At 59.4% G+C, this 17292-nt stretch carries 11 protein-coding genes and 1 pseudogene; 7 read left to right on the forward strand and 5 right to left on the reverse strand.

Annotated elements, in window-relative coordinates; translation table 11 throughout:
* Positions 1 to 144: 144 nt before the first annotated feature.
* From PY649_RS22155 to putA, 5 genes and pseudogenes are all read right to left on the reverse strand, one after another.
* Positions 145 to 612 carry a DUF1801 domain-containing protein gene (locus PY649_RS22155; RefSeq protein WP_285870853.1) on the reverse strand — a complete coding sequence of 156 codons (468 nt, stop codon included), beginning with the start codon at positions 610 to 612 and terminating at the stop codon, positions 145 to 147.
* Between the two features lie 325 nt (positions 613 to 937).
* Positions 938 to 1569, reverse strand: a pseudogene (locus PY649_RS22160) (tyrosine-type recombinase/integrase).
* Between the two features lie 698 nt (positions 1570 to 2267).
* Complete coding sequence (locus tag PY649_RS22165) at positions 2268 to 2942, reverse strand: hypothetical protein (protein WP_285870854.1); 675 nt, start codon at positions 2940 to 2942, stop codon at positions 2268 to 2270.
* 419 nt (positions 2943 to 3361) lie between these two features.
* Positions 3362 to 3598, reverse strand: coding sequence for a hypothetical protein (locus tag PY649_RS22170; protein ID WP_285870855.1), 237 nt, complete (start codon positions 3596 to 3598; stop codon positions 3362 to 3364).
* 383 nt (positions 3599 to 3981) lie between these two features.
* Positions 3982 to 7680 (reverse strand): trifunctional transcriptional regulator/proline dehydrogenase/L-glutamate gamma-semialdehyde dehydrogenase, encoded by a 3699-nt coding sequence (gene putA / locus PY649_RS22175; protein WP_285870856.1) that lies wholly within the window; start codon positions 7678 to 7680, stop codon positions 3982 to 3984.
* Between the two features lie 352 nt (positions 7681 to 8032).
* On the opposite strand from putA, the gene PY649_RS22180 reads away from it, so the two are divergent.
* The 7 genes from PY649_RS22180 to PY649_RS22210 all read left to right on the forward strand — a co-directional run bounded on the left by PY649_RS22180 (position 8033) and on the right by PY649_RS22210 (position 17287).
* Entirely contained in the window at positions 8033 to 8524 is a 492-nt protein-coding gene (locus PY649_RS22180) for an Lrp/AsnC family transcriptional regulator (protein ID WP_285870857.1), read from the forward strand.
* A gap of 319 nt (positions 8525 to 8843) precedes the next feature.
* The gene (locus PY649_RS22185; protein WP_285870858.1) at positions 8844 to 9314 is read left to right on the forward strand and encodes a hypothetical protein; all 471 of its coding nucleotides are present in this window, start codon (positions 8844 to 8846) and stop codon (positions 9312 to 9314) included.
* 2201 nt (positions 9315 to 11515) lie between these two features.
* The gene (locus PY649_RS22190; protein WP_285870859.1) at positions 11516 to 12499 is read left to right on the forward strand and encodes an ABC transporter substrate-binding protein; all 984 of its coding nucleotides are present in this window, start codon (positions 11516 to 11518) and stop codon (positions 12497 to 12499) included.
* Between the two features lie 98 nt (positions 12500 to 12597).
* Complete coding sequence (locus PY649_RS22195) at positions 12598 to 13365, forward strand: ABC transporter permease (protein WP_285870860.1); 768 nt, start codon at positions 12598 to 12600, stop codon at positions 13363 to 13365.
* Positions 13362 to 14087, forward strand: coding sequence for an ABC transporter ATP-binding protein (locus PY649_RS22200; RefSeq protein WP_285870862.1), 726 nt, complete (start codon positions 13362 to 13364; stop codon positions 14085 to 14087). The genes PY649_RS22195 and PY649_RS22200 overlap by 4 nt, the downstream gene beginning before the upstream one ends.
* 12 nt (positions 14088 to 14099) lie before the next feature.
* On the forward strand, positions 14100 to 15437 hold the full coding sequence (locus PY649_RS22205) for an LLM class flavin-dependent oxidoreductase (RefSeq protein WP_285870863.1): 1338 nt from the start codon (positions 14100 to 14102) through the stop codon (positions 15435 to 15437).
* 251 nt (positions 15438 to 15688) lie between these two features.
* Positions 15689 to 17287, forward strand: a complete 1599-nt coding sequence (locus tag PY649_RS22210; protein ID WP_285870864.1) for a purple acid phosphatase family protein — start codon at positions 15689 to 15691, stop codon at positions 17285 to 17287.
* Positions 17288 to 17292 lie beyond the last annotated feature (5 nt).

The following is a 17292-nucleotide window of genomic DNA, read 5'->3' on the forward strand; positions in this document are numbered from 1 at the left end:
ACACCTGGCGATATCTCGGCTCACTCGTCCAGACCATCGGTCCAGACGAGTGCACCAATTATCTTGTCAACGCTGGATATGCTTCAAACAAAACATGAAGCGCTCTAGCCCTCCGATGCAATCGTAGCTTTTGCTAATCGCGATCTAAGCCTTCTTTCGCTTGCTCGCCCCCACGAAAGGCTTGGCCTCCCGCATCCAGGCCGCGACCTGCCGCTCGTCGAGATCATCCAGCGAAACCAGCTCAACGCCGCGCGTGGATTTGCCCATGCCGACCGGCGTCACCGGCGGTTCCGGTGTGAGCTCGTTGCCGTGAATGAACATCAGCTTCAGATGACCGATGAAAGCACCCGAGGAGAAGCACCACCCGTCGCTCACGCCATAATACGCCATCCCCCATTTCACGGCGCGCTTGAGGTCCGGTATCGTCTCGGCGGCCAAGGCATCGATGCGCTCAGCGATACCGCGCTGGGGCTGAGGCAAACTTGCGATATAGGAGAACACCGGCTTGTCGCCCTCTGCGGCCTTGGCCGAGCTCGCCTTGCCCGTCATGGAAGCGAGGAGTTGGCCAGAACCTGTGGCTTCTGTGTCTTCGGCTTGCGGTTTGTTTGTCACTGTTTGCTCTCCATCAAATTTGCCGCCAACTCTTGGGGCTACGATGACGCTTGTAGCCGAATACCAGTCCGCTGAGGATTCCCGGGAGCAACGGAATGGATCGGGTGCCCTAAGGTGCAACTTCCCCATTCTTGCAGGTCGCAGGAGGGCGCCATCCGGTTCCGCGCTCGCTCGCGCTATAAGGCATTGACTGCTGGCAGTTTTCTTGATCGCTGAACGCTGTGCTCAAGGTCGCATTTGAGGGCGCATAGCTGCTCCGTCGGTTTTCTCGTAGCGGGCCGCTTGCGCCGCGAGGCGCGGCCCCGCTAGGCGGAGCCGCACATAGTCAAATCTCTGTATGCTCTGCCAGTTCCAGCGCGTCCTCAATGTCCACACCAAAGTACCTGACGGTATTCTCGATCTTCGTGTGCCCGAGCAGTATGTGGATTGCACGAAGATTGCCCGTTGCTTTGTAGATCATCGCGGCCTTCGTGCGTCGAAGCGAATGCGTGGCATAGTCTTCCTGTCTTAGCCCGATTGCGGTCACCCACTCATCGACTAATCGGGCATACTGGCGTGTACTGAGATGATCGGCACGATCGACTCGACTGGGAAAGGCGTAGTCGTCGATTGTTCCGCCTCTCCGCTCAAGCCATGCAAGCAGACTTGCCTTGACTTCAGTCGTGATCTCGAACTGTACCGGTCGACCGGTCTTCTGCTGGACGACCATGGCACGGGTTCGGATTTCTTGACCTGTGACGAGAGTTCCGATCTTGATCTTAGCCAGATCGCAGCCTCGGAGCTTACTGTCGATTGCGAGATCGAACAGTGCCCGGTCTCTCATGCGCCCCCCCGATCTAGGAAGAAGCGGATCGCCCAAATCTCGCGTTGCTTCAGGGGCTTCTTGACGCCGACTTTGCGGCCTGCGTTCCATGCCGGTCGGCCCAGTGCGGCGGGATCAGATTGTGCAATACCCATCTGAGTTCTCCTTTGGTCACCATTGACCACAAGGAAAACGCGAACGTGATGGGTTCCCGGAGGTGGGGGCCGATGGTCGACCGTCCGCTGCTGGGACACCCAACACGAAAATGCGGGCATCAGAGTTCTTGCCGCCGAGGTCTGAGATCGGCCCTAAGCGGACTAAATGGGCGGCACTTCTCTAATCGGCGGGCGCTTACGGTCCGCTGGTTTCGTTATTTCTTCTTCTCTTGATCGTGATGCCACTTGATGGCGAAGAACATGCCCGTGCCTAACACGAGAACCTTGAACGTAATGAAGACTATAGGGAACCAATCCCACATTTCGGATATTTCCAGGCTATTACTTGGCACTATCTATCGTGAGGGAGCACTACCTCAAAACTGCTGCATACAACATCAGCCATGTTGACGCAGATGAGATCATAACATTCCCATGCACACGGCATGAGTGGGCTTGCCCATGTTTCCAGACGGGTTGTTTAACCTGACAAGCTGGTGGCCGCTTTTGGCGCAACTGCGACCCGTGTTGTCACTGCGTCATGTCCGCTTTGCAGCGACAGCGACCTGTGGCTCGATGAACATTATGACGGCGCACACCGGCCGAGCTGGTCAAGCGCGAGTGTGCCTCTGTTGTCTTTTCGGCCTCGCGAGATGCGGCCGCCACCGGCGACGGTGAATTCACCAGGATGACGTGGGTTAAAGAACCCCTCGATCTGCCTGCATGTAATCCGCCACGCTGTAGCAATGGCTCGCCTGATAGGCGTTCCGCCCGCGGTTCATGTGCGTCAGGTTGAACGTCCGAATGGCGCGCACCGCTCGGCGGCTCCCGAGGACTTTGCGGATCGAGACAGAGCCGCGCACATTGATGCCGAAAATGTCCGCACCACGCGGGAAGAAATAACTGACGTCCTCGGGCATCGCGACGCTTTGCTCGAGAAAGGGTTCGTCCACCCGGCTCGGCGTTGCTGAACGATCTGTAGTGAAATCCGAAAGATGCACGATGAATCTGGCGCGGATATCGTCGCCTTGAGCATAGAGCGTGAAAAGCTCCATCCAGCTCGCATTGACGCGTACGAGCGGCTTGTCCGAGGTCGACGGCAGACAGGAAACCGACCAGTAGTAGCGCTCGGTCTTGCGCAGCAAGGGAATGCAGTTTGGACCGTATAGCCCGAGAATCTCCAGCACTTCCCCTGCTTGCGGGCGACTAAGTAGCTTCTCAAATCGAGCAACATATTTGAAGCGCTGTTCCAGGGACTCTGAGCGGTCGCCCGCGTCCGGCAAGTCGATCTTGCCCGCTATCCAATCGCGCTGCTGCTCAAGATCAAGGAATTGCCGCACACCGGTGGTTCTGGGGCGAGAAGTCGTGCCCATGTCAGGCACTCTGCGAAATTCGTGTGCTCGTCATCGGCTGACTCCCGTGTTGTCGCTTGGGCGGTTGCGATTCTAAGCATCGCGCCCAATGCGCCTCCGAATGATACGTCGCGGACGGAGAATTTGGAACGGCTGCGCGACCACGAAGAGAAGGTCGCCTCACCGTTCGCTGCCTTCGCAACGGCTTGACTTCAAGGCTGATGTTGCCGGCTCTGCAGAGCGGCCGCTTCTGGGATCAGAGTTCGATCTACACGATGGCCGCAATGCGGGCGCATAGTTGCCGTTGAACACATTCATCGCAGATGTCAGCAAACAGCCAACAGTCGATGAGCTTTTGGGTCTTGAGAGGATACGGACCGGAGACCACAGCTGTATTGACGGTGCTGTGTTCGAGCAGCCTGTTGCCGGGGGCAGCCGTTTCAGATGGCGAGGTCCATGCCGTCGATGATGTCATTGAGGGGATCATAGCGCAGATCCTTGAACAAGCGCGCTTTGATGCGCGGTGGCCGGCCTACTGTTTCGACAATGACCACGACCGAGGCACGCTTGATCTCTATCGCAAGGCTGCGGTCCTTGTCGTATCTATGGAAGGTGAACGGCCCACGCGCGTGGAAGTTATTCCGTGATGCCCAGTTGGATATGGTTGTCGCGTTCATGCCAGCTCCCAGTGGGCCTGCGCGGGCGATTCTCCCCACACACATCGGCCCCGGCGAATCAATTCGCAGACTCGGTTTAACTGACGCCGAAACAGCGTGTCGACGGGCGATTACGATGGTCTTCAAGGTTGTCGGGAAATGTTGCCGAATAGACTCAGATGCCGCGATGCCCATCCTCTTTAAGCTACGCATTTCCTGTTCGGGCCTGCCACCAAGACTTCACTCCTGCGCCTTGACGGCGCTTGCACCAACCGCATCTTCACCCCTCCAAGGCAGAGGCAAAAGAAGCTGATCGACGGTAAGCTTCGCCTTGCAGCCGCTGAAGCTGTTTGCCGGCCCGCTGCTGAGCCGATTACCGACTCAGCAGCCGCCCGAATATCATGCTATCCGATCGTCATCAGGCTGGCATTTCCGCCTGCCGCCGCCGTGTTGATCGATGTCGAGACCTCTTCGACGAGCCAGTTCAGGCAATAGGCTTCGATGTCGTTTTCGATCTCGGTAGTCGTTGCCGACTGAACCAGCACTAGCGGACCGTCGAGCGCGGCGATTGCCTGGTTGACCTTCATCACCCGTTCCGCGTCACCTTCGACGAGGGCGGAGGCAAATGGGCCGTCCTTGTTCCAGTCCGACGTCCATTTGATACGATGGGCGACGCTCGCCGGCAGATCGTCCAACACCGGGAGGAGGCTTGACGCCTCGTCGATGACGAGCCGATTGCCGGTTGCAAGGGCGGCGGCAATCTGACGATAGAGTCCACGCTCACTGACCGGAGCCAGAAGGACACGGCCGCGGGGGTGGAGGGCGTAAAGGTTGCGCTCGCCGACGGGGCCGGCAAGTTCCTTCTGCAATCCGACTGCCGACAGGCTGCCGAGCTCACGGGCTGCTTCGGCATCGTCAGCGCGATCCTTCGACGATAACCAGACGGCAAAATCCGCCAGCGCCGGGTCGATATGTACGGAGCTATGCTGCGGCGGCACCGGCGCCTTCTGAACCAGGCGGCCTATATAAAGCGGACCACCAGCCTTCGGGCCGGTGCCGGAGAGACCTCGCCCGCCGAATGGCTGGACGCCGACAACCGCGCCGATGATATTGCGGTTCACATAGAGGTTGCCCGCCTGCACGCGGCTCGTCACATGGGCGATAGTCTCATCAAGGCGCGTATGGAGGCCGAAGGTCAGGCCGTAACCGGAGCCGTTGATATCGTCGATCAAGCGGTCGAGATCCTCACGGCGGTAGCGGATGACGTGAAGGACGGGGCCGAAGATTTCCTTTTCGAGATCGGAGAGCTTCTTGAGCTCGATGATCGTCGGCGGCACGAAGGTGCCGAGGTCTGCGGCCTGTGGAAGCGGCAGCTGCTCGACCTTGCAGCCAAGCGCCTTCATTTTTTCGATATGGGCGTCGATTTCGACTTTTGCGCCCTCGGTGATCACGGGGCCGACGTCGATGCTCAGGCGGTCCGTGCGGCCGATCGTCAGCTCCTGAAGGGCGCCTTTCAGCATGGTCAGGGTGCGGTCTGCCACATCCTGCTGCAGACAAAGAACGCGAAGCGCCGAGCAGCGCTGGCCCGCGCTGTCAAAAGCAGACGCGATCACGTCGCCGACAACCTGTTCGGCAAGCGCGGAGGAATCGACGATCATGCCGTTCTGGCCGCCGGTCTCGGCGATCAGCGGGATCGGCTTGCCGGACTTCGACAGCCGGTTTGCAAGCTGCGCCTGGATCATGCGCGCGACCCCGGTCGATCCGGTGAACATGACGCCGGCCGTTTCCGGAGCATCGATGAGTGCGGCGCCTAGACGGCCGCTGCCGGGCGTGAACTGGAGCGCGCCCCGCGGGACGCCCGCCTCGTGTAGAATCTTGACGCTCTCGAACGCGATGATCGGTGTTACGCCCGCAGGTTTCGCCATGACCGAGTTGCCAGCGACCAGCGCTGCCGCGACCTGCCCGGTAAAGATTGCCAGCGGGAAATTCCAGGGGCTGATGCAGACGATCGGGCCGAGCGGCGTATGCGAGGGGCCGAGCGTGCGGCGGGCCTGCTCAGCATAGTAGCGAAGGAAGTCGACGGCTTCACGGACTTCGCCGATCGCATTTGCGGCCGACTTGCCCGCCTCGCGCATGATGATCCCCATTAAGGGCTCGACGCGCGACTGCATGAGGTCGGCGGCACGGTCGAGGCATGCGGCCCGATCTGCCGGCGAGACCCGAGCCCATTCCTGACCGCCCTTCTCCGCGAGCTTGGCGATCCTGGCCGCGGCATCGATCTCGACCTCGGTGACCTGACCAACGACATCGCCATGATCAGCCGGATTGAGGATCGGCTGGACCGTACCTTCAACAGAGCCGTCAGCGAGAAGCGGCGTAGCGTGCCAGGACGTTCTGGCCGTTTCGACGAGGTTGCCGGCAAGGCGCGCCAGCTCGGTCTCGTTCGCCAAGTCGATCCCGGAGGAATTCTGCCGCTCGGCCCCGTAGAGGTTTGCCGGCAGTGAAATCAGATCATGTGGCTTTCCAACCGGCGTGGTCGCTTCCACGAGATCAACGGGATCAGCGGTCAGCTCGTCGGTCGGAATCTTCGGGTCGGAGATACGGTTGACGAAGGAAGAGTTGGCACCGTTCTCAAGCAGGCGGCGCACGAGATAGGCGAGCAGCGTTTCATGCGTGCCGACCGGCGCATAGATGCGGCAGGGCCGATCGAGGTTCTGCTTGCCGACGACTTCGTCGTAAAGCGGCTCGCCCATGCCGTGAAGGCACTGGAACTCGTATTTGCCGACCTTAAAGTCCGGACCAGCCAGATGATAGATGGTCGCCAGCGACTGGGCATTATGCGTGGCAAATTGCGGGAAGATGACGTCCGTTGCTGCCAGCAGCTTGCGGGCGCAGGCGACATAAGCGACATCAGTGTGGATCTTGCGCGTATAGACCGGGAAGTCCGGTAGGCCGTCGAGCTGCGCGCGCTTGATTTCGGCATCCCAGTAAGCGCCCTTGACGAGGCGCACCATCATGCGGCGGCCGGAGCGGCGGGCAAGATCGATGATGTAGTCGAGCACGAAGGGGCAGCGCTTGCCATAAGCCTGGACGACGAAACCGAGACCGTTCCATCCGGCGAGTTCGGCGTCGAGGCTGAGGTCCTCGAGGAGATCAAGAGAAAGTTCGAGGCGGTCGGCCTCCTCGGCGTCGATATTGAGACCGATATCATACGTCTTGGCGAGCAGCGCCAGCGCACGCACGCGCGGGAGCAGTTCTTCCATGACGCGCTTCGACTGCGCGCGGACATAACGCGGATGTAGAGCGGACAGCTTGATCGAGATACCGGGGCCTTCATAGACGCCACGGCCGGCCGATGCCTTGCCGATCGCGTGAATGGCATTCTCGTAGTCGCGATAGTAGCGCTCGGCATCTTTCGCGGTCGTCGCCGCCTCGCCCAGCATGTCGTAGGAATAACGGAAGCCGCGGGCTTCGAGCGGGCGCGCCCGCTTCAGCGCCTCGTCGATCGTCTCGCCGGTCACGAATTGCTCGCCCATCATGCGCATCGCCATATCGACGCCGCGACGGATGACCGGTTCGCCGCAGCGAGCGATCAGCCGCGTCAGCGCTGCGGCAAGGCTGCGGTCGTTTACGGTGGACGTCAGCTTGCCGGTAACGACCAGACCCCAGGTCGCGGCATTGACGAACAGCGAACGTCCGCCGCCGACATGGGACTTCCAGTCGCCCTCGGAAATCTTGTCGCGGATCAGCGCATCGCGGGTCGCCGTGTCGGGAATGCGCAGCAGCGCCTCCGCAAGACACATCAGGGCAACGCCCTCCTGGCTCGACAGCGAATATTCCTGCACCAGTCCTTCGACACCGGTTCCTTTGTGCTTGGCGCGCAGCGCTTCGATCAGCTTGCGCGCCGTGCCACGGATCGTCGCCTTCAAGTCAGCCGGGACTTTTGCTGCCTCGACAAGCCGCGGCAGACATTCCGTCTCGGGGCGGCGATAAGCGGCAGTAATTGCCTTGCGTAAAGCAGACTGTTCGCGGATCGGCGGCGCGAACTGGGAGAATGGCAGGGGAGAGGCTTCGGGCGAGTTTTCAGCAACGGCTTTGAGCATTGCGGGCAATCCTGGTTGAAAAAATCAAATCAAGCCTATGCGGCTCATCACTCGGGGAGGTGTTTTGGGGCCAGAAGACGGTCGAGTTCGTCTCTCTTTGCGTCGCGGCCTCGCGTTCTTGATGTGACGCTGAGGACAGCGCGCACGGCGGACGAGCCGATAGGTCCGTACTTCTCCACCAGGTTGATGTTGTCGCCGCTCGCAGCGTCGTGGGAGCGCTTATCCTCGGTAGCAATTGATCCGTCCTCCAGTTTCATAAAGGCAGCTTATCATAGGTCTGGACGTCGAACCGACTTGATTTAGGGTTTGTATGATACTAAGTGCCTTTTAATGGCGACGTTTGAAGATCATAATGGCTACAGAAATCAACTTTTTTGGTGAACTCGACCAGTTTGACAAGAAGATCCTTGAGGCTCTTGTCGAGGATGGCCGAATGTCGATCACTGATTTGGCCGCGCGTGTCGGCCTGTCCAAAACTCCATGCCAAATTCGCTTCAGACGTCTCATATCCGAAGGTTACATCGAGGGGTTCAGAGCGATCCTCAATCCCACCAAGATGCAGCTCGACCACGTCGCCTTCGTCGAGGTGAAACTATCCGACACACGCGAAGAAGCGCTGAGGAGTTTTAACGACGCTGTAAGGAAGGTGCGAGAAATCGAAGAGTGCCACATGATTGCCGGCCGCTTCGACTACCTCCTGAAGGTTCGCACGCGCGATATCGGCAGGTATCGTCGGGTGCTGGGCGAAAAGATTTCTACGCTACCCCACGTCGCTAGCACATCCACGAATCCAGCCATGGAGACTGTCAAAGAGGGATGGAATCGCTTTTCGTCAGTGGGCTGACGCGGCCCGCTGCAAATCCGCATTGAGACAGACGTCTATGCCGCGCCTTCGCGCGATCGCGGAGGGCGTCGACTGTACCTGGCTTCGGTTGCGGCCGCCGGCCGAGGATTGGAATGATGTTTTGAAACAGCCGGTGAGGAGAGGAAAGGAGAGAAGAGCCCGGAGACGGGCCGTATTCCCGCCGTCGGCATCAAGGGAACCCTCGGCTGTCGCATTCAAGACGCATACACTCAGTAGGTGTCTGGTAGATCTTTAAGCAACCTGCTCAATGTATTGTTACGTTTTCAACCTATTCTCTAGGCACTTGATGGGGTCGTCGATGGGATGGAAGCTTTTTGCAGTTTTGAGTGGAGTATTGTATCTCAACTCGCTATTTTACTGGTTTGATGGCGGCTATTTGCCAACATTACTGCATTACGGCATGTTAGTTATGCAGCTCCCCCTGTTAGCGGTCACTTTTAGCTACGCCTTTGATCTTGATTTTGCCTCTGCGCGGACTTGGCGGCCGTCGTTCTGGGCGCTTGTGTTACTTTTGGCCGCAAAGGTCATCGAAGATATCGGCCCGCTTGTTCGGCTCAATGAGCTTGCTCCACATTTTACAATTCGAGCAATCGTAGGGGCATTGGCGTTCATTATCTTCTTCGATATTTTTGACTTGGTAATCCTGTGCGTACAGGGCTTGGCCTTATCGCGTTACATTCGCCGACTAAATGCCCGCGCAACGAATGCGAAGCTTCCCCATTATAATTTGCCGAAACCGAAGCTTATGTTTGGGGTTGGAAACCGCTGAAGTTAGTTTGACATCTGCCACCAAAGGCTTTTAGCGGTTTCCGTGACTGCGCAATCCCGGAATATTTCACGGCAGCAGTTTTTCGATCCGATTTTGCTTGTGGCTGTGGACGATGATGGTGAGCGTGGCGGTCAGGTATCCAAGTTCACATTCCACGGATGCAGCTCGATCGCAGCGACCGGAAAGTTGTTCGAATAAGCATCCATCGTTTCAACCGCCTCAAGCGGCGCAAATGCTTTTTGCACTTCATCGGGCCAAAGTCCGCATTTGATCGGGACTTAGGTCCATGTTCAAAAGCAAAGCTCATGACGTATTACCATCCGAGGCGTGAGACACAGCCTTGCAATTGAGCATGTGCAAATCGGGATGGGAAGAACACATGAAAATGATCGCAATCGCAGCACTGGCGTTTGCAACGGCGCTACCAGCGTCGCCGGCATTCTCTCAGATCTACTTTGAGTACGGGACTGGACCTCGCTACTACGATGATCCGCCACCACCACGGCACTATCATTACCCGCCACGCTACGCCGACGATGGCTATTATGACGGCCCGAGATATGACTATGGTCGCCGGTGCTGGACAGAGAGATACTACAGATACAGCTATCACCACCGGGTGAAGCTATACAGGACCGTTTGCGATTAGGGCTCGACACTCCTGGTGCACTGCATCGCAACGGGTAGATCGCAGGATCGATCGGTGCGGATCGCCCATGAATATTCCGACTCTTTCGTCAAATCGTTGCCGAGAATGCAGCAGAGTTTGGCGGGCATGGGCTTTACGCACCGGCAGATCGACGATTTTTTCACGGCGGCATCGAAGCTCTAACTGGATGACGGGAGCCCCACATTCCCGACCAAGGGTGCTCCGGGGCGCCCGGCCGTCACGTGGGGTCTCCCCGTTTCAGCAGGTGCAATAGATCGCTGGTCGCCGGGTTAAACCATAGCAAGCTCGTTGCGTGAAAAATGAGAGATTAATATCCACATGGCGTGTGCCGTTTCAGATCGTCGGCAACGCAAACCTGTAGAAATCGACGCTCTGCAAGCATGGACTTAGCGAAACTCTTCACTACGTGCCGGGTTGGCTTCAGTGATGGGAGCGAAGCAGCACCATTGCCGGGCCTGCCAGAGCCGCGGCTGCAATCATCAATGATATCCCCACCTTCAATGCCTTTATTCGGCGCGTCCTGACGCCGCTCCAATCGTAAGCCAACTCATCCCCCATGTGCTGTTCCGCACAACGTGACCTAGCGGTCTCCCACCGCACGGCAAGGGGATGAAAACAGCAATCCCCTTAAAAGAGACGCGACCGAATAAAGCGGCCCTACCTCATGGCAGGGAGGTAGGGCCAGGGCACCGGGTACGGCTCATTTTGCGCGAACAATTTTCCGAGTGGACGTCTTGTTCGCGAGAGATTTTTACCACCGCAAGATGAAACCAAACTGATGCTTCATCGCCATAGCTCTCTGAATGAGTAAAAACATGCTGGGTGGTGCCGTTCGAGGGGAATAAGCGAAAAATGCGTGTTGAGTCTCAAAGTGCCGATTCAAGCCATGAAAAATGTGGCGCCGGCTGCTATACTTGAAAAAGAGCATCTTCTGCTGGGAGGCAGCCACGTCCGGGAGAAAAGAGCAAGCCCGCTCCAATACCGTCCCTGTCCGAGGGTATCGCCTTCGTGGGAAACGGGGACGACAATTGCGCGTTCTCGAAAAAGCCAATCGCCAGGTCACTCTGATGGCGCTGGCCGTCATCATCTTCGCCTTTGTAGCCATCGCGCTTCAAGCCCTGCTGACGTAACTCAAGTCGATCTACCCCGTAACCGAGCTCTCCCGATCACGGCGCCTCCCTGATCGAAAAGCGATCAACGATCTGTCAGTCGACTGCGAACTCGTGGAGATCGTTCGTAGTGGCTGCACGTGTTGCGGCGCGCCAGAATTTGCCTGCGGCTGCGTTCGCCACAGGGATAGGCTCAAGCCCTTCAAGCGCGATCGCGCAGCGTACGGCGTTGACGACGATCTTGCCATGCGCGCCTGGCTCAACATCCATCTGAATACAGGCAGCACAGATCTCTAAAAAAACCTGCGGGCTGTGGAAGACTTTTGCCCAACAAGCCGGCGAATTGAAACCTAAATCTCTTTAATGTCTATAGAAACACTATAGATTGAATTGCAGTTCGGCGGAAGAGATGGGGGTGGACTGTGAAGCGTAGGACTTTGCTGCAGGCTGTGGGCATCGGAATTATTGCGTCCACGAGCGTTGGGCGCGCCTTCGCGGCCGAGACAACGAAGCTTGTCGTGGCCGATCAAAGCGAGTTCGTCCGCAATCTGCTGGATGCCAGCGGCGAGCGAAAGAGCCTTAATCTCAGCGTAGAATTCCCCAATTTCGCTGGCGGCCCCGCCATCCTTGAAGCCATGAGAGCCGGGGCCCTCGATATCGCCTTCGTCGGGGACACCCCGCCGATCCAGGCCCGCGCTTCCGGGACGCTTCTGCCGATCATCGGCACATTCACCCGCGACATCTCTGAGTATCACCTCACTAGCAGGCCGGGACTCGTCATCAACAAGCTGTCCGAGCTCAAGGGCAAGAAGGTCAGCTACGTCGAGGGATCCGGTCGGCAAGTCTTCCTCATCGAGGCGCTGAACCGGGCCGGGCTGAAGCTCAGCGACGTGGAACTCCTCAACCTGCGTGTCGCTGACCTGCCGGATGCGCTCAGATCGAGCGCAGTCGATGTTGCGGTACTCCAGGAGCCGTTCGTCACGAGGTTGGCCAAGCAAGCAGGCGCCTCCCCCGTTCTCGACCCGGAGGAGCGCAGGCTGCTACCAAGCACGTCCTACTTCTACGCTCGCCCGGAGGTCCTGACCGATCCCAAGAAGGTCGAGGCGATCAAAGCATTTCTGACCGCCTTTGTCCGCGCCGGGAAGTGGAGCAACGAACATCGAGAGGAATGGGCGAAGTTCTACTACGCCGGCTTCCAGCACGTCACGCCCGAGGACGCCGACGCCATCCTCAAGGGGCAGTCGCCGCTCGTCTTCCCGACATCAGCGGAGGCCATTCCCCATCACCAGAAGCTGATCGACATCCTTTATCAGGCCGGGTCGATCAAGGAGCGTTTCGACGCGAACTCCTCTTTCGTCGGCATCTTCGACCAGACGATCGAGCAAGCGCGTCAAGGAAGTAGCTGATGGCCGACGTCGCCCAGACGAGGTTCGCCCGATCCGGGGACCGGGGCCGGTCCAACGAACGAAGCATCGTTCATACTTCGCCTCGGCGGCCGATTAGATTGACGCCCGCCAGGCTGCCCAAAGGACTTCGTCTACTCGGACCGGCGCTCGTTCTTGTGTTCTGGGAGGCCGCGTCCCGGCTGGGGTTTCTCTCGCCGTATACACTGTCTGCGCCGTCGACAGCCCTTAAGACGGGCTACGACATGATCCTGGACGGTTCGCTGCTGCCGCATCTTCTTGCCTCTGCTGGCAGAGCCTATGCCGGCCTTTTCCTCGGCGTGACCGTTGGCATCGTGCTCGCGCTTCTATCCGGTCTCACAAGAACCGGCGAAGCGCTGATCGACGGTGTCATCCAGATCAAAAAGGCCATTCCGACGCTGGCGCTCATACCACTCGTCATCATCTGGCTTGGCATTGGCGAATCCATGAAGGTCTTTCTGATCTTCACGGCCGTCCTTGTGCCCGTTTATATCAACACCCATGTAGCTCTCAGGGCCATCGAGATCGGGCACGTCGAGCTTGCCAGCACGCTCGGACTGACCCGGATGGAGTTCATTCGCCATGTCGCGCTTCCTGGCGCGTTGCCGGGCTTCTTCGTAGCACTCCGGCTGGCGGTGGCGATCAGCTGGACCGCGTTGGTCGTTCTCGAACTCGTCAACACCCAGACGGGGATCGGTTACCTGATGAACCGGGCCAGGGATTGGGGCCAGACCGACGTCATCGTCGTCGGCATCATCATCTATGCGGTGCTGGGACTTGCCTCAGACGCGGTGGTGCGGTTTATCGAAAGCCGTGCCCTCTCTTACCGGAGGGCACTGGGATCGTGAACGGGGATATTCCTAGCCCGAACGCCGTCGAGCTTCGAAACCTGTCGCGGAGCTTCAAAGGCAAGACGGTTCTCGACCGCATCTCGCTCGAAATCCCCCATGGCCAGTTCGTTTCGCTGCTAGGCGAATCCGGCTCTGGCAAGACGACGTTGCTCCGTGCCCTCGCAGGACTGGATGACGACGCGGAAGGACAAGGACACTTCAAGGTACCCGACAAAATTTCCGTCCTGTTCCAGGATTCCAGGTTGCTACCGTGGAAGTCGGTTGTCGACAACCTGACACTGGGATTGCGGCGCCAAGATGCCAGATCCGCGGCGCTCGATATGCTCGATGCTGTCGGATTGGGCGACAAGGCCACGGTCTGGCCGGAGACGTTGTCCGGCGGCCAGAAGCAACGCGCTTCCCTCGCCCGGTCCCTTCTGCGGTCTCCACAACTTCTTCTGGCCGACGAGCCCTTTGGCGCTCTCGATGCCCTGACCCGCCTTCGAATGCAAGAGCTGCTCATGCGCCTCGTCAAACGCGAGAGGCCGACGATCGTTCTTGTGACGCATGACGTCGACGAAGCGCTCCTTCTTTCCGATCGGATCCTGGTCCTGAAGGGCGGTCGGATAGCGGAAGACCATATCGTCTCGGTCCCCCATCCGCGACGTTCCCACGATCCCAAATTGCTTTCGCTCCGTGCCAAACTGCTTCTCAGCTTCGGCGTCAGCGAGCGAGTCTGAAAGGTAATAGAGATGTCCCGACAGCTGCACCTGAACCTCTTTCTGATGTCGCGTGGCCACCACGAAGGCGCGTGGCGTCACCCGGGCTCCAATCACAAAGCACTCACTGATCTCGATCTCTACGTCGAAGCGGCACATATCGCCGAAGCGGCAAAATTCGATGCGGTTTTCCTGGCCGATACCCTGGCTGCAGGCAACAGCAGCGGTCTCGCCTCTTCCGGATCGCTCGAGCCGATCGTGCTGTTGGCCTTGCTCGCTGCCCATACCGAGAAGATTGGCCTGATCGGCACGGCATCGACCACTTACAGCCTGCCCTACACCCTGGCTCGCCAGTTCGCCACGCTCGACCACTTGTCGAAGGGGCGCGCCGGGTGGAATATCGTCACCTCCTGGGCGCCGGAGGCCGGTGCCAACTATGGGCTTCAGCAGAATCTTGATCATTCGGATCGCTACAAGCTTGCCGAAGAATTCGTCGAGGCTGTCAACGCTCTGTGGAAGAGCTTCCCATCGGAGGCGGTGGTCGACGACCGGGACGCCGGCAAATATCTCGATCTTTCTCGTATCAGGCCTGCGAACTACCAGGGCCAGCACTGCCGAACGAAGGGACCGCTGAATGTTCCAGGGAGCCCGCAGGGTCGGCCAGTCTATATCCAGGCAGGGCAGTCCGATTCAGGAAGAGCGTTTGCCGCTCGCTGGGCAGAAGCGATATTCACCGCCCACATGACGATCGATTCCGCCAAGTCCTTCTATTCGGACGTAAAGAACCGTGCGGTCGCATATGGCCGTCGCCCCGAAGACATCGTTGTTCTGCCAGGGATCAGCGCAGCGATCGGTTCCACGCAGCGCGAAGCCGAGCAAGTCTGGGAGGAACTCGACGCGCTGACGAGCACGGAGGTCGGTCTGACGAGGCTCAAGGCCCGCTTCGGCGGGCATGACTTCAGCCAAGTCCCGCTCGACCGACCGCTCACAAAGGAAGACTTCCCCGATCCGAACGCCGTCGAGGCTTCCAAGAGCCGCGTCATCGGCTACGTCGAGATGTCCTTGCGCGAAAAGCTCACCTTGCGCCAGTTGTTGCGCAAATTGGCAGGCGCTCGTGGTCATGTCGCCGTGGCGGGCACACCGGAAGAGATCGCCGACATCATCGAGGAATGGTTCCTGTCGGGTGCCGCCGATGGTTTCAACGTCATGCCTCCGATCATCAACAGCCAGTTGTCGCTCTTTGCGGACGAGGTGGTGCCCATCCTTAGGAAGCGCGGTCTGTTCAGGACCGACTACGAAGGCGATACGTTGAGATCGCATTTCGGGCTTGGAGCGGTCCGCGCAGATCCTACTTTCGCTCAGTCCGCGTGAAGTCTTCGGCAGTTCCAACGGGCGCCTAGCCCCAAGGCCGCCCTCTATCAGTCGACGCGAGCAAACGTAGCTGTTTCTCGTCTGACAGGGTCCCTGCTCTCACGCCCTCCTCCTGGGGACATGCGTTCCAGGTGATCGTCCTTGGACTCCCGGGCATACGAAGCAAAGGTGGGGGCATGACCAGATTGTCGCGCCAAATTCACAGTCTGGCGCTAGCAAGAGGAACCCCCCTCTCGCCGGAGCTCCCCGCCATGAACACACCGGACAGCGATAAGAACTTTGACATCAGCCGCCGCAGACTCCTTGCCGCTGCCGGCATCGGAACCGGCGTACTGCTGACTTCGTCGTTTGCCAGCGCCGAAGACAATGCGCCGGCACCGGCAGCCACTGGTTTGACGAATCCGGTGGAAACGCCCCCGGTGGCGGGGCTCCATCTTCAGTTCGGCGCCGATGCGTCCGCCGAGATGGTGGTCTCCTGGCATACGCTGCAGCCGGTCAAGCAGCCGCGCGTGCTGATCGGCCGGCCCGACGGCAAGCTCGAGCAGACGGTGGCCGCCCAAGAAGCGAGCTATGTCGACGGCAAATCCAACCAGACCGTCTATGCCTATCATGCCAAGGTCGGCGGGCTCGACGCCGACGCCGCCTATCTCTACGCCGCGCTGCACGACGGCGCCGAGCCGCAATTCGGCACCTTCCGCACCTCGCCGCGTGGTCGCCAGCGCCTTACGTTCACCAGCTTCGGTGACCAGGGCACACCGACTCTCGGCAAGGTCTTCCATCCGCCGGCCGGCGTCACGCTGCAGGGCGTCACCTATATCAACGACAATCTCGGTTCGCCCGCCGCGGGCGACACCACGCTCGGCGTCGAGCGCCTGCGCCCGCTCTTCCACCTGTTCAATGGGGACCTGTGCTACGCCAACCTCGCCCAGGACCGCGTACGAACCTGGTGGGATTTCTGGAACAATAACACCCGCAGCGCTCGCAACCGCCCGTGGATGCCTTCGCCCGGCAACCACGAGAACGAACTCGGCAACGGACCAATCGGCTACAAAGCCTATCAGACCTATTTCTCCCTGCCAGCCGCCGACGGCCAGACCGAGGTGACGCATGGCCTTTGGTACAGCTTCACTGCCGGCTCGGTGCGGGTGATCGCCATCGCCAATGACGATGTCTGCTACCAGGACGGTGGCGATTCCTATGTGCGTGGCTATTCCGGCGGCGCACAGAAAGCATGGCTCGAGAAGGAACTCGCCGCAGCCCGCGACGATAAAGGCATCGACTGGCTGGTGGTTTGCATGCACCAGGTCGCCATCTCCACCGCCGACAAGTTCAACGGCGCCGATCTCGGCATCCGCGAGGAATGGCTGCCGCTGTTCGACAAATATGGCGTGGACCTGGTGGTCTGCGGCCACGAGCACCATTACGAGCGCTCTCATCCCATCCGCGGCCAGCAGAACAACAAGACGCTGACACCGATCCCGGTCGGTACCACCACCGACGTGATCGACACCACGAAGGGAACGGTGCACATGGTGATCGGCGGCGGCGGCACATCCGTGCCCTCCAACGAGCTCTTCTTCAATCCGCCCTGCTGCCGCGTGATCATGGGCGTGGGCGACAAGAACCCCACGACCGGCAAGCGCCCGCCGATCTACGTGGCTGAGGACGCGACCTGGTCGGCCGTGCGCAACGCCGCCCACTCCTATGGCTTCGCCGCCTTCGATGTCGACCCGGGCGCCCATCAAGGCGATCTCACCACCATGAAGGTGACCTATTACGACGTGGTGGGCCAGGATGGCCAGCTCGCTCCCTTCGAGAGTTTTACGCTGCGCCGCCCGCGGCGAGACTAAAGCGG

Origin of the sequence: Rhizobium mayense, from assembly GCF_030272705.1 — a bacterium.
Taxonomy (GTDB): Bacteria; Pseudomonadota; Alphaproteobacteria; order Rhizobiales; family Rhizobiaceae; genus Rhizobium; species Rhizobium mayense.